This is a genomic window from Spiroplasma endosymbiont of Dactylopius coccus, from assembly GCF_977110965.1.
On the sequence record NZ_OZ373019.1, the window covers coordinates 623,448 to 649,204 of the forward strand.

The 25,757-nt window shown below is 23.9% G+C and carries 29 protein-coding genes and 3 pseudogenes; 5 read left to right on the top strand and 27 right to left on the bottom strand.

The window, feature by feature from the left end:
- Positions 1-204 precede the first annotated feature (204 nt).
- Positions 205-486 carry a hypothetical protein gene (locus tag ACXUB0_RS03925; RefSeq protein ID WP_458257824.1) on the bottom strand — a complete coding sequence of 94 codons (282 nt, stop codon included), beginning with the start codon at positions 484-486 and terminating at the stop codon, positions 205-207.
- A gap of 176 nt (positions 487-662) precedes the next feature.
- Here ACXUB0_RS03925 and ACXUB0_RS03930 point away from each other — a divergent pair.
- A pseudogene (locus tag ACXUB0_RS03930) lies at positions 663-1,496 on the top strand (IS256 family transposase); the annotation flags it as partial.
- A gap of 64 nt (positions 1,497-1,560) precedes the next feature.
- Positions 1,561-2,681, top strand: a protein-coding gene (locus ACXUB0_RS03935) for an IS3 family transposase (RefSeq protein WP_458257825.1) whose coding sequence is annotated in 2 segments (ribosomal slippage) — positions 1,561-1,837 and positions 1,837-2,681 — 1,122 coding nt in all. Because the reading frame shifts where the segments join, the coding sequence is not laid out codon by codon here.
- Here ACXUB0_RS03935 and ACXUB0_RS03940 read toward each other — a convergent pair.
- The 12 genes from ACXUB0_RS03940 to ACXUB0_RS03995 form a co-directional block, all read right to left on the bottom strand.
- A complete protein-coding gene (locus tag ACXUB0_RS03940) occupies positions 2,637-2,870 on the bottom strand; it encodes a hypothetical protein (RefSeq protein WP_458257826.1) in 234 nt (77 codons plus the stop codon). The genes ACXUB0_RS03935 and ACXUB0_RS03940 overlap by 45 nt on opposite strands.
- Before the next feature lie 49 nt (positions 2,871-2,919).
- Positions 2,920-3,297, bottom strand: coding sequence for a hypothetical protein (locus tag ACXUB0_RS03945; protein WP_458257827.1), 378 nt, complete (start codon positions 3,295-3,297; stop codon positions 2,920-2,922).
- A complete protein-coding gene (locus ACXUB0_RS03950; RefSeq protein ID WP_458257828.1) occupies positions 3,254-3,604 on the bottom strand; it encodes a hypothetical protein in 351 nt (116 codons plus the stop codon). The genes ACXUB0_RS03945 and ACXUB0_RS03950 overlap by 44 nt, the downstream gene beginning before the upstream one ends.
- Positions 3,605-3,978: 374 nt before the next feature.
- Complete coding sequence (locus ACXUB0_RS03955; protein ID WP_458257829.1) at positions 3,979-4,179, bottom strand: hypothetical protein; 201 nt, start codon at positions 4,177-4,179, stop codon at positions 3,979-3,981.
- A gap of 148 nt (positions 4,180-4,327) precedes the next feature.
- Entirely contained in the window at positions 4,328-5,548 is a 1,221-nt protein-coding gene (locus tag ACXUB0_RS03960) for a hypothetical protein (protein WP_458257830.1), read from the bottom strand.
- 17 nt (positions 5,549-5,565) lie between these two features.
- On the bottom strand, positions 5,566-7,554 hold the full coding sequence (locus ACXUB0_RS03965; protein ID WP_458257831.1) for a hypothetical protein: 1,989 nt from the start codon (positions 7,552-7,554) through the stop codon (positions 5,566-5,568).
- A 394-nt stretch (positions 7,555-7,948) separates the two neighbouring features.
- Positions 7,949-8,233 carry an HNH endonuclease signature motif containing protein gene (locus tag ACXUB0_RS03970; RefSeq protein ID WP_458257832.1) on the bottom strand — a complete coding sequence of 95 codons (285 nt, stop codon included), beginning with the start codon at positions 8,231-8,233 and terminating at the stop codon, positions 7,949-7,951.
- 88 nt (positions 8,234-8,321) lie between these two features.
- Complete coding sequence (locus tag ACXUB0_RS03975) at positions 8,322-10,724, bottom strand: extracellular solute-binding protein (RefSeq protein ID WP_458257833.1); 2,403 nt, start codon at positions 10,722-10,724, stop codon at positions 8,322-8,324.
- Positions 10,724-11,827 (bottom strand): spermidine/putrescine ABC transporter permease, encoded by a 1,104-nt coding sequence (gene potB, locus ACXUB0_RS03980; RefSeq protein ID WP_458257834.1) that lies wholly within the window; start codon positions 11,825-11,827, stop codon positions 10,724-10,726. The genes ACXUB0_RS03975 and potB overlap by 1 nt, the downstream gene beginning before the upstream one ends.
- A 1-nt stretch (position 11,828) precedes the next feature.
- Complete coding sequence (potA, locus tag ACXUB0_RS03985; RefSeq protein ID WP_458257835.1) at positions 11,829-12,881, bottom strand: spermidine/putrescine ABC transporter ATP-binding protein; 1,053 nt, start codon at positions 12,879-12,881, stop codon at positions 11,829-11,831.
- A 20-nt stretch (positions 12,882-12,901) separates the two neighbouring features.
- Positions 12,902-13,435, bottom strand: a complete 534-nt coding sequence (locus ACXUB0_RS03990) for a helix-turn-helix domain-containing protein (protein WP_458257836.1) — start codon at positions 13,433-13,435, stop codon at positions 12,902-12,904.
- 288 nt (positions 13,436-13,723) lie between these two features.
- Positions 13,724-13,918 carry a hypothetical protein gene (locus ACXUB0_RS03995; protein ID WP_458257837.1) on the bottom strand — a complete coding sequence of 65 codons (195 nt, stop codon included), beginning with the start codon at positions 13,916-13,918 and terminating at the stop codon, positions 13,724-13,726.
- On the opposite strand from ACXUB0_RS03995, the gene ACXUB0_RS04000 reads away from it, so the two are divergent.
- Positions 13,899-14,255, top strand: a complete 357-nt coding sequence (locus tag ACXUB0_RS04000) for a hypothetical protein (protein ID WP_458257838.1) — start codon at positions 13,899-13,901, stop codon at positions 14,253-14,255. The genes ACXUB0_RS03995 and ACXUB0_RS04000 overlap by 20 nt on opposite strands.
- Before the next feature lie 124 nt (positions 14,256-14,379).
- Here the strand turns inward: ACXUB0_RS04000 and ACXUB0_RS04005 are convergent.
- From ACXUB0_RS04005 to ACXUB0_RS04050, 10 genes and pseudogenes are all read right to left on the bottom strand, one after another.
- Positions 14,380-15,385 (bottom strand): annotated as a pseudogene (locus ACXUB0_RS04005) (NAD(P)-dependent oxidoreductase).
- Between the two features lie 228 nt (positions 15,386-15,613).
- Entirely contained in the window at positions 15,614-16,558 is a 945-nt protein-coding gene (locus ACXUB0_RS04010; protein ID WP_458257839.1) for an AEC family transporter, read from the bottom strand.
- Positions 16,559-17,102: 544 nt separating this feature from the next.
- Entirely contained in the window at positions 17,103-17,375 is a 273-nt protein-coding gene (locus tag ACXUB0_RS04015) for a hypothetical protein (protein ID WP_458257840.1), read from the bottom strand.
- Between the two features lie 286 nt (positions 17,376-17,661).
- Entirely contained in the window at positions 17,662-17,922 is a 261-nt protein-coding gene (locus ACXUB0_RS04020; protein ID WP_458257841.1) for a hypothetical protein, read from the bottom strand.
- A 36-nt stretch (positions 17,923-17,958) separates the two neighbouring features.
- Positions 17,959-18,159 carry a hypothetical protein gene (locus ACXUB0_RS04025; RefSeq protein WP_458257842.1) on the bottom strand — a complete coding sequence of 67 codons (201 nt, stop codon included), beginning with the start codon at positions 18,157-18,159 and terminating at the stop codon, positions 17,959-17,961.
- 190 nt (positions 18,160-18,349) lie between these two features.
- Positions 18,350-18,475: a hypothetical protein gene (locus ACXUB0_RS04030; protein WP_458257843.1), complete on the bottom strand. Its 126-nt coding sequence runs from the start codon at positions 18,473-18,475 to the stop codon at positions 18,350-18,352.
- Between the two features lies 1 nt (position 18,476).
- Positions 18,477-18,782 (bottom strand): hypothetical protein, encoded by a 306-nt coding sequence (locus ACXUB0_RS04035; protein ID WP_458257844.1) that lies wholly within the window; start codon positions 18,780-18,782, stop codon positions 18,477-18,479.
- A 425-nt stretch (positions 18,783-19,207) separates the two neighbouring features.
- The gene (locus ACXUB0_RS04040; protein ID WP_458257845.1) at positions 19,208-19,477 is read right to left on the bottom strand and encodes a hypothetical protein; all 270 of its coding nucleotides are present in this window, start codon (positions 19,475-19,477) and stop codon (positions 19,208-19,210) included.
- 34 nt (positions 19,478-19,511) lie between these two features.
- Positions 19,512-19,694: a hypothetical protein gene (locus ACXUB0_RS04045; RefSeq protein ID WP_458257846.1), complete on the bottom strand. Its 183-nt coding sequence runs from the start codon at positions 19,692-19,694 to the stop codon at positions 19,512-19,514.
- Positions 19,695-19,801: 107 nt separating this feature from the next.
- Positions 19,802-20,527 (bottom strand): UPF0236 family transposase-like protein, encoded by a 726-nt coding sequence (locus ACXUB0_RS04050; protein WP_458257847.1) that lies wholly within the window; start codon positions 20,525-20,527, stop codon positions 19,802-19,804.
- Positions 20,528-21,946: 1,419 nt separating this feature from the next.
- On the opposite strand from ACXUB0_RS04050, the pseudogene ACXUB0_RS04055 reads away from it, so the two are divergent.
- Positions 21,947-22,173: pseudogene (locus tag ACXUB0_RS04055) on the top strand (ISNCY family transposase); the annotation flags it as partial.
- A gap of 143 nt (positions 22,174-22,316) precedes the next feature.
- Here the strand turns inward: ACXUB0_RS04055 and ACXUB0_RS04060 are convergent.
- The gene (locus ACXUB0_RS04060; RefSeq protein WP_458257688.1) at positions 22,317-22,736 is read right to left on the bottom strand and encodes a hypothetical protein; all 420 of its coding nucleotides are present in this window, start codon (positions 22,734-22,736) and stop codon (positions 22,317-22,319) included.
- Between the two features lie 103 nt (positions 22,737-22,839).
- On the opposite strand from ACXUB0_RS04060, the gene ACXUB0_RS04065 reads away from it, so the two are divergent.
- Positions 22,840-23,960 (top strand): IS3 family transposase gene (locus ACXUB0_RS04065; RefSeq protein ID WP_458257454.1). Its coding sequence is split into 2 segments (ribosomal slippage): positions 22,840-23,116 and positions 23,116-23,960, totalling 1,122 coding nucleotides; the frame shifts between segments, so codons are not numbered across the junction.
- Here the strand turns inward: ACXUB0_RS04065 and ACXUB0_RS04070 are convergent.
- The 3 genes from ACXUB0_RS04070 to ACXUB0_RS04080 all read right to left on the bottom strand — a co-directional run bounded on the left by ACXUB0_RS04070 (position 23,947) and on the right by ACXUB0_RS04080 (position 25,594).
- Entirely contained in the window at positions 23,947-24,111 is a 165-nt protein-coding gene (locus ACXUB0_RS04070; RefSeq protein WP_458258791.1) for a PLP-dependent transferase, read from the bottom strand. The two genes, ACXUB0_RS04065 and ACXUB0_RS04070, sit on opposite strands and share 14 nt — an antisense overlap.
- Before the next feature lie 46 nt (positions 24,112-24,157).
- Positions 24,158-24,604 (bottom strand): PLP-dependent transferase, encoded by a 447-nt coding sequence (locus ACXUB0_RS04075; protein ID WP_458257848.1) that lies wholly within the window; start codon positions 24,602-24,604, stop codon positions 24,158-24,160.
- Positions 24,605-25,213: 609 nt separating this feature from the next.
- Entirely contained in the window at positions 25,214-25,594 is a 381-nt protein-coding gene (locus ACXUB0_RS04080; protein ID WP_252320861.1) for a RidA family protein, read from the bottom strand.
- Positions 25,595-25,757: the final 163 nt, after the last annotated feature.

The window sequence follows — 25,757 nt, forward strand, 5'->3', positions numbered from 1 at the left end:
ATATCAAAAAATACAGTTAAATGTCTTAGAACCTGTTTGGAATCTTTTAAACATAATTAAACTAAAAAAGGGAATAATTATTTCTAACCTGACAGTTAATTAACATTTTATTTTCTTTGTCATTTTTTTGTTAAAAAGATTTTATCATTTGACAACTTATCGATTAAAAATTTATTTTTCAACTATAAAATAACATTTATGATATTAATTTAATCAAAAATAAGTTAAAAAAGATCCTAAACAGGTTCTTAAATTTGGAACACGCACCGGCATAGATATAAAATTATATAAATCTTGACTAAAAGTAGTATTATCAATTGCACCTTTAAAAACATATTTAGTATCACCAACATAATCTAAAAAACTAAAAGAAAAATCACCAGTAAATGTAGAAAAACCCTCATAACTAAAATAAAACATAAAACCTTGAATATAAAAACTTAAAGGTTTATCAATTTCAAAATTTAATTCAAAAAGTAAACTCAAAGGTTTAGCTCAACGATTTACATTATAAATAAGAATTTGATTTTTTTGCCATATTGAATAAAATTATGATTAAACATAATACGAGAAATGTCGGTAATGTTTAGTAATCTGTGTAACTTACAAAAATAACTATGTTTAATTAATTCTATAATAAACCTAGAAAGAGTGAATTACAGATGGCTAAAAAGCAAAATATTAATAATAATGATCCAATATCAAAAGCAGTAGATTTATTATTAGAAAATACTGAAGATTTAACAACAGTTTTTAAAGAGGGAGGTTTGTATAAAGAATTAACAAAAAGATTAGTAGAAAAAATGTTGAATTCTGAGATGCAAAATTATTTAGGATATGATAAGAATCAACATAGTAATAGTGACAATGCTCGTAATGGTATAAGTTCAAAAAAATTAATAACTCAACAAGGTAAAATTGAGATTGATGTACCACGAGATCGCAATAGTAATTTTAATCCTTTAATAATTGCAAAAAGACAAAGAAGATTTGATGGTTTTGATCAACAAGTTCTTTCTTTATATGCAAAAGGTATGACATTATCAGATATTAGAATGCAATTACAAGAGTTATATCATGGTGCTGATATTAGTGAAAGTGTTATTAGTCAAATTACTGATGATGTTATTGATGATGTAAAAGCATGGCAAAATCGACCATTAGATAGTATTTATCCGATTATTTATTTTGATTGCATAGTAGTTAAAATACGACAAGATAAACGCATTATTAACAAATCTGTGTATATAGCTTTAGGAGTTGATTTAGAAGGTAAAAAAGATGTTTTAGGCTTATGAATTAGTGAAAATGAAGGTTCTAAATTTTGATTAGCCAATTTCACAGAAATGAAAAATCGAGGCTTAAATGATATTCTTATTGCTTGTAGTGATAATTTAACAGGAATGTCAGAAGCAATACAATCAGTTTATCCTAAAACAGAACATCAATTATGCATCGTTCATCAAATTAGAAATAGTTTGAAATGGATGGGTTACACTTTATTGGACACTAATTACGTAGACAAGTGAACAAATTAGTGAAAAGAAAGGAAGTATAATTATGGCCAATATTAACTCATATTCAGATGAATTTAAAAAACAAATAGTAGCTTTATATCAAAGCGGTAAGTCAGTGTCTTGTCTTGCTAAAGAGTACAATGTTACAAGAGCAGCTACTTATAATTGAATTAAGCAATTTACTAATTCAGGTAGTTTTAAAATTAAAGATAATCGTTCTGTTGAAGAAAATGAATTAATTAAATTAAGAAAAGAATTAAAACAATTAAGAATGGAAAATGATATTTTAAAGCAAGCAGCACTAATAATAGGCAGAAAGTAGAAATTATTGCTAAAAATAAAGTTAAATATAAAATTCGCACAATGTGTCGTTTTTTGAAAATATCTAAATCAACATATTATTTTAACTTAAAGAAAAAAGAAAATAAAATCAAAAATAATATGTATGATGAAGCTGTTATTAGTGCTTTTAAAGAAAATAAAGAAGTTTATGGTACTAGAAGATTAAAAAAAATTTTAGAAAACCAAGAAATTTATTTATCACGCAGAAAAATTAAAGAAATTATGAATAAGCATAATTTAATATCAAAATACACTAAATTATCATTCAAAAATCATCATAATAAAGTCAATAATAGTCAAATAACCAATCTTGTTAATAGAAACTTTAATAATAGGGTTAAAAATGAAGTTATTGTTAGTGATTTAACTTACGTTCAAGTTAATGGTAAATGAAACTATATTTGCCTATTAATAGACCTATTTAACCGCGAAATTATTGGACATAGTGTTGGAGTTAAAAAAGATGCATTACTAGTATATCAAGCATTTATGCAATCAAATCGCTGTTTAAAAGATATCCAAATATTTCATAGTGATCGAGGTAATGAATTTAACAATAAAATTATTAATAATCTTTTATTAGCATTCAATATTACTCGATCTTTAAGCAAAAAAGGTTGTCCTTATGATAATGCTGTTGCTGAAGCAACTTTTAAAACTTTCAAAACTGAATTTATTAATGATAAAAATTTTACATCATTAATCCAATTAAAATTAGAATTATTTGATTATATCAATTGATACAACAACATAAGAATCCACAGCACTTTAAACTACTTAACTCCTATCAAATATCAAGAACAAGTGTCTACCAAAAAATAGTCCTAAAAAGTGTTGCCATTCCAGATTATTAAATAATGATTTATTTTGATCTATTGGAATGACAGGTAGTATTTTCTTTTTACTAGCAATATTATTTTTTTGAACTACTATCATCATACTATTAAACATTGTATTACTTGCTATTGTTAATGTTGTTACTGTACTTAGAGTTAATAAAAACTGTTTCATTTACAATACCTTCTTTTACTTTTTACCATTTTTAAAATCATAATTAAATTTAATAATAAATAATTAATTTAATATCAGAATATGAAGTTGATCCTAAAAAAGTAGCTGTCATTATATGTCATTTTCAATAAATATTATTATCATCATGTCAAAGTTCTAAATAAATATCAATGGCAGTTCCTACACCTCCTGGGTAATTTGGATCATATGGTGGTCACGTACTAATATTAACTTGAAAAATTGAATTATCAATATCTTTTTGTTGATTAGTTTTTATATTTGTTGTTGTGACTTGAGAATTTAGAGATTTATAGTCTTCTTTACCACTTCCCGTTGAAACTTTTAAATATGAATTAGCATCAAAATTAAAAGTTGGATATTTATTAGTAAAAGTATTTCATTGAACTAAATCAATTATATGAGTCATTTCATTTATAATTTAAGTTATTTTCTATATTTGATTTATCAAACTCATTATAATAAACTTCAATTAAATTATTATCTTTATCAAAAATATAATTAATTGAATAATTTTTATCATTTACGTTCATTGGTGCACTATATATAAAATTAAAAATATTATTATTGTTACTAATTAAATTAATAATAATATTAATTAAATTATCATTAATTTGCCCTTTTAAACTACTTTGTGTCATAAAATATTGACCTATTTTATTAGCAATAGTATTATCAATTAAATTATTTTTTGCTGCTTTTGCAATATAATACAAACCTAATGTTTCACTTAAACTATTGCTATGTTCAACTTTATCAGCACCTGCTTGTTGGGAAATATCAATATGTTTTTCAACGCCACCAAATTGAATATATTGTCAATCAGTATTATCATCACTAAAATATGTGTGAGAATATTCACTTTTACTATATGGATTATATTTATCTTTAACTGTGGTAATTTTTTATGAGTAATCATTTCTTGTTTAGTAGCATCAACTTCGACTTTATCTTTTGGTGGTATTACAGCATCCTTGTTTATAAACTAATTCACCTTTATTATCAACAGTAAATAATGTTCGTGCTGATGTCTTACCATCACTTAATAAATAATCAGCATGACTAGTATCATAACTATAATAGTTATTATCTATTTGATTAGTAATTCAAAATCACTACTACTTAAATAACCATATTGATTATTGAACACTGAAGATAAAGTATCATTTATTGATGATTTATTTGTTAATAGTTTATTAACGGTAGTGTTAGTAACATCAATAGTATTAATAATACTACTTGTTAAAGTTAATGTTGTTAATGTACTTAATGTTATTAGTAATTGTTTCATGTTACATTCTCCTTTCGTTTTAAGTTTACTAAAAATTATTTTATAAAAAATATCTGACTAATCTATACTAAATATAACACTTTATTAATTTTATTTAAGAAGATTAATAAAATGCTTATTTTAAAAACTAAATTTAGTATGTAAGTACTTAATTTCATTGAGAAATACTTTTAATATAAAATGTATTAATTAAAGAAGGATGTCATATATCTGTACCATAACAGTCAATATGAATTATTATTCCATTAACAGCCACATTATTTAAAAATTTTGTTAAATTATCTTTAAATATAGAATTTCAAAAATTTTTAAAAGTTCAATTATCACCAATTTCATGCTTCATATTACTATAATCAAATAAGTTTCCATTAATAAAATACTTATAAATTACATCTCAATTATTTTGATTATTAATTAAATAATATAAATCCTGATAATTAATATAAATATCACCTGTATAATCAACTGAAGCAAAAGGACCAGGACTAACATGAGTTTCAAAATTACTTGTATTACTTTTTTCGTAACTATAATGATTATAATTTAACTCAATAATATTATTATTATGATCAAAAATATAACTAATGACATAACTTGTATCATCATTTGAAAATGGCATATTTAACATAAAATTATAAACGTATTTATTATTAATAATTAAATCAATAATTTTAGTAATTAATTCATTATTAATTTTTCCTTTTAAACTACTTTGTGCTATAAAATATATTCCCAAATTAATAGCAACTGACTGACTAATCTTATTTTCAATTACTGCTTTAGCAATATAATATAAACCTGATGTTTCGCTTAAACTATTGCTATATTCAACTTTATCAGCACCTACTTGTTGTGAAATATCAATATGTTTTTCAATTCCACCAAATTGCAAATATTGTCAATCAGTATTATCACCACTAAAATCAGTAGATGAATACTGACTATTACTATAAGAATTGTAATTTGCTTTAACTGTAGTTATTTTTTTATGACTAATCATTTCTTGCATCGTATTTTCAATATTTAATTTTTGATCAGCAGGAATAATAACATCAGGATTATAAATTAAAGTTCCTTCATTATTTACTAAAAAAACATCTCTTGCATTAGCAAAAGTATAACTTTTTAAAGCTGATGTGTCATAACTATAAAACTTATGATCAGTTATTGATTGATTAGTTATTATATCACTATCATTTAAATAGCCATATTGATTATTAAATAATGAAGTTACAGAATCACTTATTGATGATTTATTTGCTAATAATTTATTAATGGTAGTATTAGTAGCATCAATAGTATTAATAATACTATTACTTGCCAAAGTTAATGTTGTTAATGTACTTAAAATGATTAATAATTGTTTCATATTACTTTTTCCTTTTTTTAACTTACTAACTGGTAATTAAAATTAAAATTAAAATCAGGGAATGTTAAAGTAGCACGATCACTAATAGTTTTGCCAGCAAACCTTTCTGATAAATCAAGAGTATAAAGTGTATTATCTTTAGTTGGTTGTGTTTCGCTGTCAGTAAATACTAGTTTTACATTATTTAACTCTCAACCCGATTTTGTTGTTACTGCAACATCGGTTTCTAAAAAAATACTTTTTGTTTTAGTAATTAAATCTCAAAAATTATTTGCCTTACCACCTTTAATTTCTTTACTAATATCAACTGACATACCATTTGGTTTTGTGTCACCATCTAATAAATAATTCATAGTGAACTGTCCAGTAAATGCATTCTCAACTGGATGATAAGAATTGTTATTAATTGTATTTAATAAACTATCTTTATTAGTAATTCAATTACCTAATAAATTATCTTGTTCATAAAAATGTTGACCTTCTTGTAAAATATTTGCATCTTGACCATCTTTTAATCAAATACCTTTTAATGCAAAATCTTTTGGCGAAGGATAATTACCAGTAATATTATTTTTATTATGACCATGAACAATAGCTTTAGCACTTAAAGAACCATCTAATTTATAACTATTATCAGCAGCTTTTATTGTTATTTCAATATTTTTACCTAATTTATTATTAAAAATATTATAACCAAATTTTAAATTTGTTGATATTGTATAATCACTATCTTTAATATTAAGATCTGAATAATTTTTTTGGAAATAAGATTGACAAATCTTCTTTACACTCTCAATAATTTGACTATTAACAAATTTAACATCTTCTTCTGATAATTTACTATCGGCATTAATAAAATTACCATTTTTATCTTTTTGATTATCTAAAGTAATTTGAAAGTTTTTATTATCTTTATCATTATTATATTGTGTTTCAATTTCATTAGTTAATTCTTTCATAGTACTTAAATCAGCAATATCATTTTTAACATTTATAGTGCAATTATCTTTTTTTCCTGTAAAGTTTCAAGGATTATTATCTAAAGATGTAATTGAAAATTGAACAGGAACACTTTTAGTAAAGTTTTGTGGTTCTGAACCATTTTGAAATTCAATTTTGTAATAACTAGGTTTAATTTCTTTTTTGGGTACATTTAATGCTTTACTTAAAATTGTTTCAAATTGTTCTTGAATTGTTGGAATTAATCATTTATCTTTTATTGAATCAATAGTAGCATTTTCAGGATTAGTAATATTAATAATTTTATTAAGAAAGTTAACTGGTAAACTAGCAATATTAATTGCAACTTGATTTATAATATTAATATTAATTTCGATATTAACGTTAGTATTTTTAATACCAAAAATTGATGCTTGATCATTAGTTGTTAAGTTTAAAACATAACTTTTAGACTCATTAAAATTCTTTGGCAAAGTAAAAGAAGTATTAGTTATCGACTTTTTATCCTTACCAACAGTAAAGTTAACTGCTGGATTATAATTAGCATTTAAGAAAAAATTAATTGGTAATAAAGTTGAATTATCATTATCAACATCACTTTCAATTTTAGGATCAGTTTTTTGTAAATTATTATCAATACTACTTAAAACATTTGTAAAATCAATATTACCATTATCAGCAGCATTTTCAATAACATTAAAATTAACAATATTTGTTGATTTACCAAAATAAGCAATAGTAGAATCTAAACTAATAGGTCCAGAGTTACGATGATGTTTTTGATAATATTCATCTCATAATTTATTATTAGAATTCGGATTAAATTCAGAATTATTGAAAGAAGCAGTAGTATGTAAGAGTAATATCGTAGTAACTGTTGTAGAACCAAATGCTAATAAATACAACGAAAATAATAAGATTCTTTTCTTCTTATTTTTTTTAACATTAATTGTATATATTGAATTAGATCCTGTTTTTATCTTTTTATGTTTATCCTGATTAACCATATCTTTACTCGGGCTATTACTATTTATTTTATATTTCATTTTAACAATCCTTTCCTAGCATTATTTTTAAAATAATCTAAAGTGAAAAATATAGATTAACGCTTTAACTTGCTATTTTTAACTAAAATATTAAAATAGGAAAAAATATTAAAATAGTTTAAACCTTAGTTTTAATAAAAAAAAGTAAGGTTTAAAGTAAACCAATTAAATTTAGTTTTTATATTTTAATATTAATAATTTTAATAATTATATAAACTTTGCTATACACCTATTAAAATTATAAGGAAAGAAATACTCTGTCCTTAAAAATAATATTACACTTATTATAAAAAAAGACAATATTCTTTTTAAAAAAAGATTGAATATTTTTAATTAAAAAGAACACTAATAGTAAAATAATTTTCAAAATAATTTTTCTTAATTAAGATAAAAATTAATTTTTTTTAATATTACATTCAACATGCATTGGTTGTAAATTTTCTAAACTATTATTATTTGGATCACCATCAATGTGATCAATATTTCAAGCAAATGCTGAAGTTGGTTGTTTACCTTGATAAGCACCTTTTATCATTGGCAAACAACACCACGGACAAGGAACTTGCACATTCAATGTTCAAAATTCAGATAATCCTTTAAAATATTTCTCCATTTTTTGAATAGAATAGTTTCATATTTTTTCTTTGTCTTCTTTTTCTCACTTTTTACGACGTGCCACAATGAATTAACCCCTTTCGTATTAAATTATACTATAAGTTACAATATTTTTTTATATTTTTTTAAACTTAATATTACAATTTATTTTATTAACGTGCTAATAATCTATTATAAGCGGTTTGCATTTGCGGGTCAAAACTACGAGTATATAAACCGTTAAAATATCCTTCATGATGCTTACTTGGATCTAATGGATCAGGTAATTGGCCATTTTTTGGAATATATACATGCTTTCAAATTTCTGCTGAAAAATTAGTACTAACTTCATCCATGGCTGCTTGTAAAGGTGAGGTATAACCAAATTCACTACTTAAATCAACTTGTGTTTGTTTTTGCATTATATAATTAATAAATTTAAAAGCTAAATCTTTATGAGGAGAATCTTTACTAATTACCATATCATCATTTCAAACATTAGTCCCCATATATGGTCTAACAACAAGGTACTTACCATTATAAGAATCAGGATCATCAGCAATTGCAGATAATAAATCACCATTATACATCATTGCTACATCCCACTTATTTTCATTACTAATTTCATCAACAATATCATCATTTAATAATTTTGTATTTTTATTTTTGATAACTGGTTCTAACCAGTCACTTGCATCTTTAATTTCAATTGGACTATGAGCATTAATATTATCACTAAATTCATTTCCTACTTGATTATATTGACCTGAACCGTTATTTTCTCCTCATTTATTTTTATAGTGTAAATCAGTAAGCGCAGTCATAAATAAGTTATGCATATCATCATTTAAAACGATACGTTTACCTAATTTTGCAGCATCTGTTAAAACACTTCATTGAACATTTGAACCATCAGCTTTAATACCAAGATCACTAAGATTATTTGTATTAGTAATATTAATTACTAATACAACATCACCTCAAAAATAAGGAATACTATAACTATTTAAACCAAATTCATTTAAAATTCCATCACTATTTTCAACTCGATAATTATTCATTAATTCATATAAATCATGATTAATATCTTCTTTGGGATTAAAATCAATTCTACTATCATACTCAATATCACCTGCAGAATTTTTTGATGCAATTGGAAAAAGTCTATCTTCACTTGCTAATTTAGCCACCATATAATCACTAGGAACCATTACATCATAACTAGTAGTATACAATTTAGCATACAATGATTCATTATCATCAAAAGTTGAATATTTTATTTTAACTTGATATTTATTTTCAAATTCTTTTAAAATATTGGGATTCATATACTCGCCTCAATTAGCAATTGATAAATCATAAACATTAGTATAAATGTAGAAAGCACCCAAACTAATAAAACTTGATAATAAGATGATACTAATCATAATTAATTTTCACGGTCATAGTAAAAAACGATATTTCTCTCTTCTTGATTTTGAGCGTTCTTCTTTTAACTCTTTCTTTTTTTTAATCTTATTCTTTATATGTTCAATTCAAATTGATTCCATCTCAAGTTTTGCTTCAAGTTTAGAAATTTGATTAATAAGTTTCGGGTGATTTTTAATATAATCCTGAATTTTAATAATATCTTGCTCAGTTACAATTTCAAAATTACCATCACTATATAATGATTTACGTTTTCTACCTTTACTCTTAACCTTTTTATAGTTAAAACCATTTAATTGTAAATAATATTTAGTTAACAACTTCTCAGTTTTAATAATTTTTTTATCATGATAAATACCTTTATCAATTTTTTCATTACGTTGTTTAATTTGTTTTTTGCAAAGAACATAAGTATTTCAAGAAATAATAAGTACTGCAATTAATAAAATAATTATTGTTGAAAAAGCATTAATATAAGGCTTAATTCGTTTTAAAGAATAAATAAAAGTTGAAACGTTAGAAGTATTACCGCCAGTAAAATAAGAAATTAAAAAATCATCAAAACTCATAGCAAACGCAATAGCTGCTCCAGCAATAATTGCTGGTTTAATTGTTGGTAATACAATTTTGCGTAACGTATATCAAGGGGTCGCACCTAAATCTTGACTTGCTTCTAATTGTGACATATTTATTGATCTAATTTTTGGTAAAACAGTAATAATAACATAAGGAATATTAAAAGAAATATGAGCGAAAATTAATGTTCCAAGACCAAAACTAAAACCAAATGCCATAAATAATAACATTAAAGAAACAGCAGTAACAATATCAGCATTAACTAAAGGAATATTAGTAATCCCTAAAGTAATATTACGTGTTATTTTTTTTGTTTTACTTAAACCCAAAGCAGCAAACGTACCAATAATAACAGCAACAAAAGTAGAAATAAAAGCAACAATTAATGTTACACTAACCGATTCTCAAAGTTCACTTTGTTGAAATAAATCGTAATAAGGTTGCAATGATCAAGAATTTCAACTACGAACTGAATCGCTACCATTAAAAGAGAATATCATTAAAACTAAAATTGGAGTATAAAATAATAAAAAGATAATAGCTAAATAACTATTTTTAAAAAAAGATCTCATTAATTAATACCTCCTATTTTTTTACCATTAGCTCAACTACCAATCGCTTTTAAAGTAAAAATAATAATTAAAATAATAATACCTAAAATAACAGAAATAGCAGCACCATAAGCAAAATTAGCACCACGATAAAAATATGATTCAATAATATTTGCAATTAAAATAGTTTTTCCTTCACCAATATATTTAACTACTACTAGTGAAGTCATAGCACTTAACATCATTAAAGTAAAACCAGAAACAATACCAGGCACTGAAAAACGAAAGGTAACTTTTCAAAATGTTTTCATCTTAGAAGCTCCTAAATCTTGACTTGCTTCTAATAAATTGCGATCTGTTTTTTCTAAAGAATTATAGATTGGTAAAATAACGAAAGGCATAAACATATAAACCATTGCTAAAATAATACCAATTGGAGTTCCTAATAAAACATTAGGACCTAAAATACTAAAAATAATTTGTAATCCAATTGTACGTAATAAAATGTTAATTCAAATTGGTAAAGTAACTAAAACTCAAATATTTTTTGAAGCAATTTTTGTTGACATAAAAGTCATAATATAAGCAATGGGATAACCAAAAATAACAGCAATTAAAGTGGCAACAAATGAATAACCAATTGAACGTAATAAAACCATAACATAACTATTTTCTTTAAAAAAATCATTAAAATTACTAAATGTAAAACGAAATATTCAAGCATTATTAGTTGCTTTAATAATTGAATATAAAATTACAATTAATAATGGCAATACAATTAAAATTACCATCACCAATAAATATGGATAAGCAAGCGTAACTCATGATTTAAAACCAAAATTTACTGATTTATCTTTGATTTTATTTTTAATAAAACTTATTTTTTGATTTGTTTTTTTTCAACATAACAATGCTTTTTTCTTTTTTACTCGTTTCATTTTCGATTTATTTTTTGCTACTTCTTGTAAAAAAACATTATTTTTTTTAAGTTTAAACCATTTTTTAAATCTATACTTTTTTTTATTTTGATTATCAATGATTTTTTCTGGATTTGAATTATTAACTAACATATCTTGTGATTTTAAAATTTGTGTTTTAATATTACGTTTAAACAAATTTTTCATTTTACTCTTCAATTTCCTTTCACATAACATGAATATCTTCAACATTTCATTTTAAACCAACACGGTTACCTACTTCAAAATTATCAGTAGTATGAACTATCCATTTGCGTTTATTAGCAATAATTTCAATTTCTCATAATAATCCTTTAAAAGCAATAGTTTTAATAGTTCCATCAAAAAAACCACTACCTGCATTAACTAAATCAATATCTTCTGGTCGAATAACAATATCAATATTACGTTCTTGTTCACCAAAACCAGTATCAGAGCATGCAAATTTTTTACCGTCAAAACGAACACAATAATCATTAACAAATACACCATTTTCAATAACATTCGAGCTACCAACAAACTGTGATGTTCATTTATTTTCAGGCTCATTGTAAATATCTTGTGGTGTCCCAATTTGTTGAATTTGACCTTGATTTAAAACAACTACCCGATCTGACATAATAAATGCTTCTTCTTGATCATGAGTAATAAAGATAAAAGTAATATTAATTTCTTCTTGAATTTTTTTTAATTCTACTTGCATTTGTTGACGTAATTTCAAATCCAAAGCAGCAAAAGGTTCATCTAATAATAAAATTTTAGGATTAAGAACTAATGCTCTAGCTACTGCTACTCTTTGTTTTTGACCACCAGATAAATCATTAACATCTTTATCTTCCATACCATTTAATTTAACCAAATCTAAAGCTTTTTTAACTTCTTTTTTGATTTTTTCACGATCAATTTTTCTTAACTTTAAACCATAAGCAATATTATCAAAAACATTTAAATGTGGAAATAAAGCATAATTTTGAAAAATAGTATTTATTTCTCTTTTATGAATTGGAATTTTAGTTAAATCCTTACCTTTAAACAATAATTGACCATTGTTTGGTTGTTCAAAACCAGCAATAATACTTAATAATGTTGTTTTACCACAACCACTAGGACCAAGAATGGTAAGAAATTCACCTTCATGAATATTTAAACTAATTCCTTTTAAAACAACTTTACCATCATATTCTTTGGTAATATTACGTAATTCTAAAATATTTACACTCATAATTTCCTCCTTTAAATGGTTTAAAAAATTGGTGGATTTGAAACTCATAAAATAGTTGCAATTGAATTATTGGGATTTTCTAAATAATGTTTTTCATTACCTTTAATATAAAATGCTTCATTAGCTACTGCTTTTACTCTAGTTGCACCATAATGAACAAATACTGTGCCACTTAATACATATCCAAAGACCTGACCTTGAAATGGCGGAATTTTATTTGAATTACCAAATGGTTTTAAAGTTAAAATTACTGGTTCTAATGTTAATTTTTGAGCATTAGGAATAATTCATTTTATTTGATAATCTTCTTCGTGACTAACAGTAACATCTTGTGATTTAAAAACTATTTTTTCTTTAACTTCACCAGCAAAAAAGGTTGATAATGGACAATCAAAAATATCTAAAATACTTTTTAGTGTTTCAATACTAGGTGAAGAAACATCATGCTCTAACTGACTAATAAATCCCTTTGATAAATCACAACGTTTCCCTAACTCTTCCATAGTTAAATTGTGTTTCAATCTTAAAGTTTTTAACTTTCTTCCAATTTTCATATTGATTATTTTCTCCTTTTGTTTATTTATACTAAACTTTAAGTTAAATAATACAAATAAAATTATATAATATTTTTTTAAAAAAACAATTATTTATTTTATTTATTAAAAATAAAATAAATATAAAATTATTAGTGTAAAAATGTGTAATAAAAAGAATATTTTTTTCATTTTTCTACTATAAAATTAAAATAAAATTTATTACTTTAAAATAAAGTAATAAATTTAAAAAATATATTTTATTTTTTTTAGTAAAGAAGAAATTGATGTGTTTTAATAAATTACCTTTTACATTGTTGATGTATTAGAATTGTATACACTTTTTGAAGAATATAAATTTTCTAAATTTGAATTTATAATTTTTTTTGAACCTTCAAAATCTAATTTTTGCTCTTCTTGTTTTTTATCATCTTTTTTTGCTAACATTTGACTTATTTCAAAACCACCATCGATAGCACCACTAATGGCACCAACAGCAACCAAACCAATAATAGTAGGAGTACCAAGAATAGCAACCCCTCCGGCTGCACAAGTAATAGAGGCTACATTAGTAACAATATTAGCAGCATCACCCCCATCATCACCAGTAACAATAGTAGCAACCGTAGAAGCAACTAAATTAACAGCTGCAACACCAATACCAACAACTTTTGCAGCACCAGTAACAACTCCAATAGTACTACCCGCTGCAATAAGTTCAATGGGTGTAACATTATTTTTTACTTTATTATTTAATTTTTCTCTTTTTTCTATAATGGATATATCTTTTAATCTTCCTTATTTGAAATTTAGAATAAAAAACCTATTTACTTTAAAATAAAGTAAATAGGTAAAAAACTTATATTAAGTTTGATGTTATTATAACATAATACATCAGTATATATTAAAATTCATATTATCTTTTTCATATACAATATGTAAAATAACTATAATCAATTATTAAATTAAATTTTATTTTTACATTCTTGACCAGATAAAATTACTTTTAAATTTTCATAAGTAATTTCAATCATATTTTTAACAGCTTCATCAGTATACGATCCAATATGTGGTGTCACAATAACACGTGGATATAATGATAATAATTTATTTGTAATATTATCGGGAGTTGGTTTTCCAGCAAAATCTTTAAAAAAACTTTGCTTTCATTTTCTAAAACATCCAAACCAGAACCTTTTAAATGACCACTTTTAACTGCATCATAAACTGCTTGTAAATCCATTAATTCACCACGAGCTACATTAATTAAAACTGATCCAGGCTTCATTTTTGCTAAAAAATTCTTGTCAACTAAATGGTAATTTTCTTCTTTAATATATGGACAATGTAATGAAATTAAATCCGATTCTTTAAGTAAAGTTTTTAAATCACAATAAGTTAGAATACTTTTTGCTTGATCACTTTCATAAATATCATATCCTAATACCTTTGCTCCCATTCCATGTCATGCCTTAGCTGCTTGATAACCAATACGACCAGTTCCAATAATTCCTATTGTTGAATTACGAATTTCTTTGGCAAACATAAAATCATCAATTTTAAAATTATGATTTTGTTGATGATTAGCAATATAAAATAAATTTCGAAGTAAGCCGTTTCCCATACTTACTGCTAATTCACTAACAGCATTGGGCGAATAACCAGGTACATATGCCATTTCAAAACCTAATTCATGAGCTTTTTTTAAATCAATATGATTATAACCAACAGTTCTAGTTAATAAATATTTAACGCGCCATATTCTTTCATTTTTAATAAATTTTGCTCATAACAGTCACAATTAGCACGAACCATTACTGCTTCATATCCCTTTGCCGTTTCAATATTATCCTTTGTTAAATACTCTTCAATTAACGTTAAATCATATCCATAATTTTTATTTAATGTTTCAAAAAAAATCTTTTCTGTTTTACGAACACCATAACAAACCATTTTAATTTTTTTTGCCATATTTTTATTCCCTTTCTTTTGTTTATATTTTAACTAAATAACGGTGTTGCGCCAATCGCTGTAGTAATAATTACTCAAAATGGTAATGAAATAATTGAAAATAATGTAGCAATTAATGTTAAATTACTTGTTAACAATGGCTGTTTTTTGTAAGCAATTGAATAGGCAACAATAACTGATGCTGGGGGGCTGCTAACATAATTACAATAACGCCTAATCCAACAGTATCTAATTTTCATGCTCCGGTTTCTTTTCCAATTGACCAACTGCACAAACTAATGCTAATCCAAATAATGGTGCTAAAATAATTTTCATTACCATTCCAAATCATACTTTTTTATCTTGTGCAGCATCTTTAAAATTACCTTTTGCTAAAGTAATTCCAATTGCCAATCATGCTAATGGCGTACATAATGCCTCTAAAGTTTTTGTTACTTTAAACAATGGTGGAAATGTATTATCTAATCGTAATGGTGAAAAATATTGACCACTAGTAATATCATTTTGATCGGGAACAATAGCAATTCCAGGAATTAATTGTGTAACTCAAAAAATAAATCCAACCATAGTTGCAATTAAAATTGGATTTAAAAAAATCTGCTTTACATTCTTTATTAAATTTTCTCTTTTTATTACTTTCATTTCTGATTTAATTTGTGCATATCCATCAGTATTTAGTTTTGTATCAACAATAAAATCAGCACCAGTTTGTCCTTTTGTTACTACTGCTGCTTTAATAGGTTTGCTCATTACAATAAACCCTAATGAATATAAAAATATTCGATATGGAATATTAAAAATATTAGCCAGTAAGGTGGCAGCTCCATTATCAAATAGTGCTATTACTACAGGAATTCCAAAAAATGTTGTTGAAGCAAATACAGTACACATTGCTAATGTATCTTGAATATCCTTATCATATTTAATATAAAAATATTTAGCAACTATTCCCAGTATCATATAGAATAAAAAACCAACTAGTAAAATTGCAACTTGCGTTTTAACTTGCTCTGTTGTTGTATTTGTCATAAAACCATCAAAAGCTAAAGATGGTAAACCAACAACCATAACAATTTTAATTAAAACTGCTTCTCAGTCTTTTTTAAATGTCCCTCTCTTCGTTAAAAATCAACCTAAAAAATTACAAATATCGTTGCTAAAATTGCACTTCAAAATCCTCAAGCTTTTAATGTATTTATAACAGCTTGACCAACATCAGCTTGTAAATAAAATTGCATATTTCTTTCTATTTCTCCTTTCTTTAATACTTTCTCCTTTCTCTAAAATCTAAGAACCTGTTTAGGATCTTTTTTAACTTATTTTTGATTAAATTAATATCATAAATGTTATTTTATAGTTGAAAAATAAATTTTTAATCGATAAGTTGTCAAATGATAAAATCTTTTTAACAAAAAAATGACAAAGAAAATAAAATGTTAATTAACTGTCAGGTTAGAAATAATTATTCCCTTTTTTAGTTTAATTATGTTTAAAAGATTCCAAACAGGTTCTAACACCTACCCAAATAATGACCTAAAAATAAATTTAATACTACGATAAATAAAATTAAAAAATACACCTAATACCAACCAAAAAGTCAAATTAAACAAAATATAAACTTCATTAGTAATATTTGGTTGATTTAAAAATATTTGAATATCTCTACTAGAAAATATAAAAATAAAATGCAATATACTAACTACAAAATTAGACATAACTATTTACCTACAAACTTCCCTTTTTTATTTTCAATACCCTTTGCCTTATTTCTTAAACGCTTTCTTTCATGTTGTTTAGCAATTTGCTTTCCAACAAATTCTGAACTACCCTTAATATTTTTATAACTTTGCTTTACAGTCCCCGATGTAGAAACTGGTTGAATATCAATATTTAAAAAAACTGACATAGCAAACTTTATTAAAAGAATAAAAACAACAAAAGTACCTAAATTAAAACCTAAATCTGCCATTGGCAAATTTCAAAATTTCATAAAAATTTCTCCAAATAATTCTAAGAACCTGTTTGGAATCTTTTAAACATAATTAAACTAAAAAAGGGAATAATTATTTCTAACCTGACAGTTAATTAACATTTTATTTTCTTTGTCATTTTTTTGTTAAAAAGATTTTATCATTTGACAACTTATCGATTAAAAATTTATTTTTCAACTATAAAATAACATTTATGATATTAATTTAATCAAAAATAAGTTAAAAAAGATCCTAAACAGGTTCTAAAACTTTTGAAATAAAAGCAACACCCATAATAAAAAAATCCTATATTATTTTTAATAATTTTAAAATTAAAGAAAAAGTAAAAAGTACTAAAATAATTGCTAATAATGGTGCTGGCATTGAAATTATATGTTGTGAATTATCACCAAAAATAAAACTTTTAATAACCAAAGATAAATTATGCAAACCAGAAAAATCAGTAATATAACTTTGCAAAATATTTTGCACAATATTATTTAAAGAAGGTAAAAGTTTACCTAATAAAGGAAAAACAAAAATTATTGCAAAAAATAATTTAATCATAACCATTACCTCCTAAAAATAAGTTTCATTTTTTTTCTATCTAAACCCCCTAATAATATGTCCAATAAATTCTTTAATAAACACTAATACCATAATAAATATTGGAATTAAAACCGGTCAATTTGTCATTATAGAATCACCAGCAAATACTCAATTAAATACATAACTAAAAGATTCTAATAATTTCTCACCAATGCCTCCAATCATATCAATTAAGGCACTTAAACCTTTTGGCATACTAATCACCTCCCTTCTCTAATTCTTTTCTTGCTCTTTCTTTACGCTTCTGTTCTTTACAATATCAACAATCGGGTTCAATTACTTCATGTTTTTTATGTTTAAATTTTCAAACTAACTTTTTTAATAGAATCTTTAAAAAATCAAGAAGTACCAAGAACAGTAATTATAACAACTATCCATTTAACCATTATTTTTTACCTCCTAAAAAATTATTAAAATTCATATTTTCATATAATCTCTGTTCAAAATTTCTTTTTGCTTTTTTCTTATGTAACTTTTGTTTTGACATATTTTTTCATTTTATTTTTTTCATTTTAAACAACACCTAACGTATAAACATAAGAATAATCCCAATTTAAACTTGCTCTATCTAAATTAATCTCCGACATATTATCATCATTTAAATCAACATCAACCATACCGTCATCTGTACTTTGATAATCATTAACACTAGCATTAATTAATCTTGCTCTTTCATCAGTAAATACTTCTTGTAATTCTGTATTATTATGTGTATTTCTTAACGGTAACAATAAAGTATTTATAATCTCACTTGCACCGGCAATTATAGTAGGTATTGCATAAGCATTATTAAAATCATTATTAATACCCAGCAACACCACTACTAATCAAACAACCACCAGTACCCGTATTCGCTATTTTACGTATAGTTTCAAATCTATTAGGTATTAATTCAGTTAAACCACTAATAACATTTGCTATACCAAAACTATTTAAAGATATATAAGTATCTCAGTCTACAAAAGGTTTATTAACTATTGGACTAGGTGTTGGTATTGGGGTAGGAATTGGTGGTGGTGTAGGACAAGGTGGTCAAAAACATGGTTCATCTCTTAGAACCTGTTTAGGATCTTTTTTAACTTATTTTTGATTAAATTAATATCATAAATGTTATTTTATAGTTGAAAAATAAATTTTTAATCGATAAGTTGTCAAATGATAAAATCTTTTTAACAAAAAAATGACAAAGAAAATAAAATGTTAATTAACTGTCAGGTTAGAAATAATTATTCCCTTTTTTAGTTTAATTATGTTTAAAAGATTCCAAACAGGTTCTTAATAAAAAAACTGACTTATCTACATAATTAACAAACTTAGCATAATTAACTAAACCAATTGTTCCTAATCCTAAAAATATCTTTTTATAACTATTAATAACTTTATTTTTAGTAGTTGGTCTTTGATTAATATTTCATATATCAATTGCCAACTTCTTACTAAATAACAAAGAATTAATAGAACCTAAAATTGGGTCTTTTAAATATTGACCATAATAAGCACTAACTCCTACCATAGCACTTAATGGACTTAATCCTGTTCTTAAAATTTTAGTTAAAGTATTTTAATACACCATCTTTGGCATTAATAAAATAACCAACTTTTAATTTTTTATATTGTAAAGTTAGTAATTGTAAAAAATTAATTAATTCATAATATTTACCTTTTGCAAATAAATTTATTGCATTTTCATAATGTAGTTTAGCAATTTTATTTTTTCTTCTTCCTGCCATTATACCAAGAAATAAAACATGAAAAGCATGAAATTTATCCAAAATAAATTTAGCATTTAAAATTGTAGCAGTTTTTCTAATTCATTTTGCACTATCTCCACAAACTATTAAATTTGCTTGGTCAAAGTTTTAAAATATAAATTACCATATTTTTGAATAAATTTAACTGTTTTTTCTGCACCAATTTCTGTTTTTGATACTCTTATTTTACAAACTGCTCTTTTATTAATTAATTTTCCATTTTTCTTTTTACCAGTACAAAATACTATTAATCTCATAGAACATTTTTTACAATTTTTAGTATTGTGTTTTTCATTAAACTTAAATTTTATATGTCCATCATCAATATTTATATATAAAGTTTGATTTGGTTGTAATACTATTTTAGGGATATTTGCTTTTGGCAATTCAAATTTTTGATATGTTCTACAAACTGTACTAGTACTTATTAAATCTTCAATAAAAGTATCACAAACATCACGATACTTTTTTCCATCAGCAAAAAATTTTAAAATTTGTTTAATAACATTAGGTGCAAGTTTACTATATTTTTTAACACCAAGATAGTTATCTAATAACGATACATATTCAGTTTTTTGTTTTTCTATGTTATAATACTTACAAATACGTCGTTTATAATTTAATAAACCTTTTTTTGCTTTTAATTTTCGTTCTCTGAATCTATATGATTTATATACAGATTTATCACATTCATTTCATAGTTGTTCATCTATTTTTGCAAATAATTCTTCTGTTTGTTTTAAACTTAATTCATCTTGATTAAAATCGTGTTTGTCTCAATCAAAAAGATTAAGGAATGGTAATTTTAACATTTTTAATGTTCCTTTCTTTTAAATAATTTAATTTTAACTTATATATGTTAATAAGGAGTAAATATGGCTTTTATTACTAGTTATGCACAACTAAATAAAAAATATAATCTTAATTTTAGTGATAATAATTATGGTTTTAGTTGAGATATTTTTAAACAATTTGTTGGTGATGAATGAGCAGAATTTTTCACTACTAATTGTTTTTATCGTTTTATACCAACAGCACGTGGAACAAGAAAAACTTGAAACTGCTTAGCATTTGATTTATTTATATGTTGTAATTTTAGTGATAGTAGTGTTCAAGAAGTAAGACGATATGAAAATACTCATAGTGAAACTACAATTGGTGCTTTAATGAATGTTTGTCAAGTTTTATTAGATACATATAATATTAATTTATTACCTAATAATACACATGGTATTAAATGAAAAATAACCAAAGATGGTGGATGTATTATTTTTCCTAATAATCAACAAATTGATTTTATTGGTTATGCTAATGGTAATAAAATTTTTGGAAAAGAAGCGGGTGGGTCAAGTTTTTTGGGTTCACGTACTGATGAAATAATAATGGCAGAAGAAAAAGAAACACTAACAGAAAAGCAATTAACATATAGATATGAGCGTTTACAAAATTCTATGTTTAGAAGTAATCGTATTAAAGTTTCAAATGAACCAATTAAAGAATGAAGTTGAACTTTTATTGATAAAAATATATATAGTCCTACTTTTGGAAAATTAATTACTCGTTATTTTTATAAAAGTTTCTTTATTACTTTTACATGTAATCCTTATGATAAATATCATCCATTTTATTTAAAATACTGTACGCCATTTTTACCATTAAATGATGAAATAATTAAAAATCTTAAAAAAATTGGCAAAGTTTATTATGAAAATAAAGATATATTTAGTGGTTTAGGCTTATTTATTTTAAGATTTACTATTCAACCATTTTGAAAAAAATTACCTGAAATTCAACAAAAAACTTTATTAAAAATGGAAAAAAGTAATCCTGATGAATTCAATACTGTTTTTTATGGTTTTGAATTTTTAGATAGTGATGCAACAATTTTTCCATTTCAAAAAACAGTAAAATATTGACAACCATATGATTTAAAACAATTTTATAATCAAGAACAAGATATGTATAAATTTGATTTTTATTCAGTTGGTATTGCTTGAGCTACGGGACCAAAAGACCATATTGTATTTATGATAGTTGGTTTTAAAGAATATAATAATACTGGATATTATGACCCTTATGTTATTTGTGAATTAGTAGTTACACCCAATGATTTTATTAATGAAAATGAAAAAATTAATGCTTATGTAAATGAAATTTTAGGATTAATGGATAATTTTGAAAATTTTGACCAAGCAATTTATTTTTATGATGATAAAGCAAGAACAGCAATTGATTATAGTAAAAAATATTTTCCAAAAATAACAAAGTTCAATATATACAACCTAGAACTGATGTAATTGTACTTAAATCATTTATTAATGACTTATATCTTAGTTACAATAATCAAATGTATGAACTAAAAGAAATAGCTTTAAAACCAATTATCAAAGAAAATTTAATAAAAACTAAAAAAGTTTATATACCCAATAAAAATCATCCTTTAAGATATGGATATTAATAATTCCTAATTAAAGTTATATAAGATTTACATTTTGTGAATACTAAACCATATAAATTTTTAAATCATTTGTATATGAGCAAATTTGGTGACCTAAAATTGATTTTAAATATAAAAGAAATTGTAATTGCAATCTATCGTTTTTACATTTGTGGTAAGTTTGATTTATTCGGATTTATTAATAAATTATTTAAAGTTGCATTATTAATTTTATTAACATCTATATTTATTTCACTATTTGATTTTCTTATATATAATTCTTTTACTTTTTTAATATTTCCAAAAAGTTCTTTTGATATTTTTATAAAAAAATCATTTTTTTCTTTAATTATTTTATTTTTATCAATTTTTCCGAAAGTAAATATTTTTAATATTAAATAACTAATTTTTTTAAATTTGCTAATCTTTTGTTTTTTTAAATTTTCATTAATATCAACAATAGTAGTTTGAGCTAAATTAACTCTATTACTAATAATTTCTGGAGTAAATTGATTTTTATCAATGATTATTTTTATCAATTCTTTATTAATTCATTCATATTCTTCTTGTAAATTTTTATTCATTTTTTCATCCTTTCAAAATAAAAACTCTGGATGGGTTACACTTTATTGGACACTAATTACGTAGACAAGTGAACAAATTAGTGAAAAGAAAGGAAGTATAATTATGGCCAATATTAACTCATATTCAGATGAATTTAAAAAACAAATAGTAGCTTTATATCAAAGCGGTAAGTCAGTGTCTTGTCTTGCTAAAGAGTACAATGTTACAAGAGCAGCTACTTATAATTGAATTAAGCAATTTACTAATTCAGGTAGTTTTAAAACTAAAGATAATCGTTCTGTTGAAGAAAATGAATTAATTAAATTAAGAAAAGAATTAAAACAATTAAGAATGGAAAATGATATTTTAAAGCAAGCAGCACTAATAATAGGCAGAAAGTAGAAATTATTGCTAAAAATAAAGTTAAATATAAAATTCGCACAATGTGTCGTTTTTTGAAAATATCTAAATCAACATATTATTTTAACTTAAAGAAAAAAGAAAATAAAATCAAAAATAATATGTATGATGAAGCTGTTATTAGTGCTTTTAAAGAAAATAAAGAAGTTTATGGTACTAGAAGATTAAAAAAAATTTTAGAAAACCAAGAAATTTATTTATCACGCAGAAAAATTAAAGAAATTATGAATAAGCATAATTTAATATCAAAATACACTAAATTATCATTCAAAAATCATCATAATAAAGTCAATAATAGTCAAATAACCAATCTTGTTAATAGAAACTTTAATAATAGGGTTAAAAATGAAGTTATTGTTAGTGATTTAACTTACGTTCAAGTTAATGGTAAATGAAACTATATTTGCCTATTAATAGACCTATTTAACCGCGAAATTATTGGACATAGTGTTGGAGTTAAAAAAGATGCATTACTAGTATATCAAGCATTTATGCAATCAAATCGCTGTTTAAAAGATATCCAAATATTTCATAGTGATCGAGGTAATGAATTTAACAATAAAATTATTAATAATCTTTTATTAGCATTCAATATTACTCGATCTTTAAGCAAAAAAGGTTGTCCTTATGATAATGCTGTTGCTGAAGCAACTTTTAAAACTTTCAAAACTGAATTTATTAATGATAAAAATTTTACATCATTAATCCAATTAAAATTAGAATTATTTGATTATATCAATTGATACAACAACATAAGAATCCACAGCACTTTAAACTACTTAACTCCTATCAAATATCAAGAACAAGTGTCTACCAAAAAATAGTCCTAAAAAGTGTTGCCATTCCAATATCAGCATCAAAAATTAAAGGTTTAGTAATGATTGGTGTAGAAAAAGTATTATCAACAATTACTTGAATTTGTGGATTATATTGATGGACAATATCACTAATTGCTTTAATATCTAAAATTTCTAAAGTAGGATTAGCTGGTGTTTCGAAAAAACAACTTTAGTATTTGGTTTTAAATTTTTTTTAATTTCATCAAGTTTAGTAAAATCAGCAAAATCAACTTCAATTTGAAAGCGTGATATTTTTTTTCAATAAGTGAATGAGTACCACCATAAATTGTTTTTGATGATAATAAATGGTCAGTAGCATTCAATAATGTTCAAAAAGTAGATGCAATGGCCCCCATACCCGATGAGAAAGCAATTGCTTTTTCTGATCCTTCTAAATGTGCCATTCGTTTTTCTAAAACAGTTGTTGTTGGATTACCAATTCTTGTATAAACATATCCTTCTTCTTGTAAATTAAATATCCTACCACCTTGTTCGGCACTATCAAAAGCAAAAGTTGTTGATAGATAAATAGGAGGTAGAGCGGCTCCAAATTTATCATTATAATTACCACAATGAACTAATTTAGTTGCAATGTGGTAATTATTTTTATTTTTTTTAATTTTTGTCATAATTATCTCCTTATAGATATAAATTTATTTTATTTTTATGTTATTTCCATTTAATTTGTATTTTAAAACTACCTTTTATATAAATAAAGGTAGCAAGTTTATATTAAAGTATATAAATATCTTAGATTAATGTTAACAATCCTGTTTTAAAAAAGTAGTTATAATCTAATATTCAATTTTTATATGAAAATACTACAATATCTTTTTGTTATTTTATAGTAAATTTTTTTTAATAAAAAAGGTTACCTTTTTACTAGTAATCTTTAAATTCATATTTTAAATTCAATACTTATTATAGTTTTTATTAATTAACATAATTTTAGTTTATTATTGATATTTTATATAGATTAAGATTTATTTAGAATGTATTTTATTATTGTTTTAAGTATAAAATATTTAGAATTTTGAGAAAAGTGTGAAATTGTAGTAAGAATATTAAATTGGAAAGTGTAGTAATGTATCATTAAAAATGATATTAGTTTATTTTACTAATATCATTATTATATGAATAAAACTTTTTAAATTTTAAAGTACTTTTTCTAAATAAATCTTGACTTAATTTTATAGTTAAAAATTTAGATATGCAATAAAAAAATAAAATTAGAAAAATTATTTTAAATAAGCAATTGCTTCAATTTCAATTAATGCATCTTTGGGAATTCTAGCAACTTGAACTGCTGCTCTTGCTGGAGCGTGTGTACCAAATATTTCTTCATAAACTTTATTCATTTCAACAAAGTGATTTAAGTCTTTTAAGAAAATATTAACTTTTACAATATTATTTAAAGTAATATTAGCAGCTTCACAAATTGCTTTAATATTTAATAAACTTTGCTTAGTTTGTGAAGAAATGTCAGTGCCAATAAATTCACCTGTTTTACTATTAATTGGTAATTGTCCAGAAATATATAAAAAGTCACCTGCAATTATTGCTTGACTATATGGCCCAATAGCAGCAGGAGCATTAGGCGTATGGATAATATTTTTCATAGTTTATCACTCTTTCTAAAATTATTATGTTTTTGCATCATTGAATATATTAGTAAAATGTAGCGTTATTTTTAAGTTATTTACGTGGTATTAAATAATTAATTAGTAATATAAAATTAGCATCATTAATTATTAAAACTTGAACAACTATAAATATATTTTA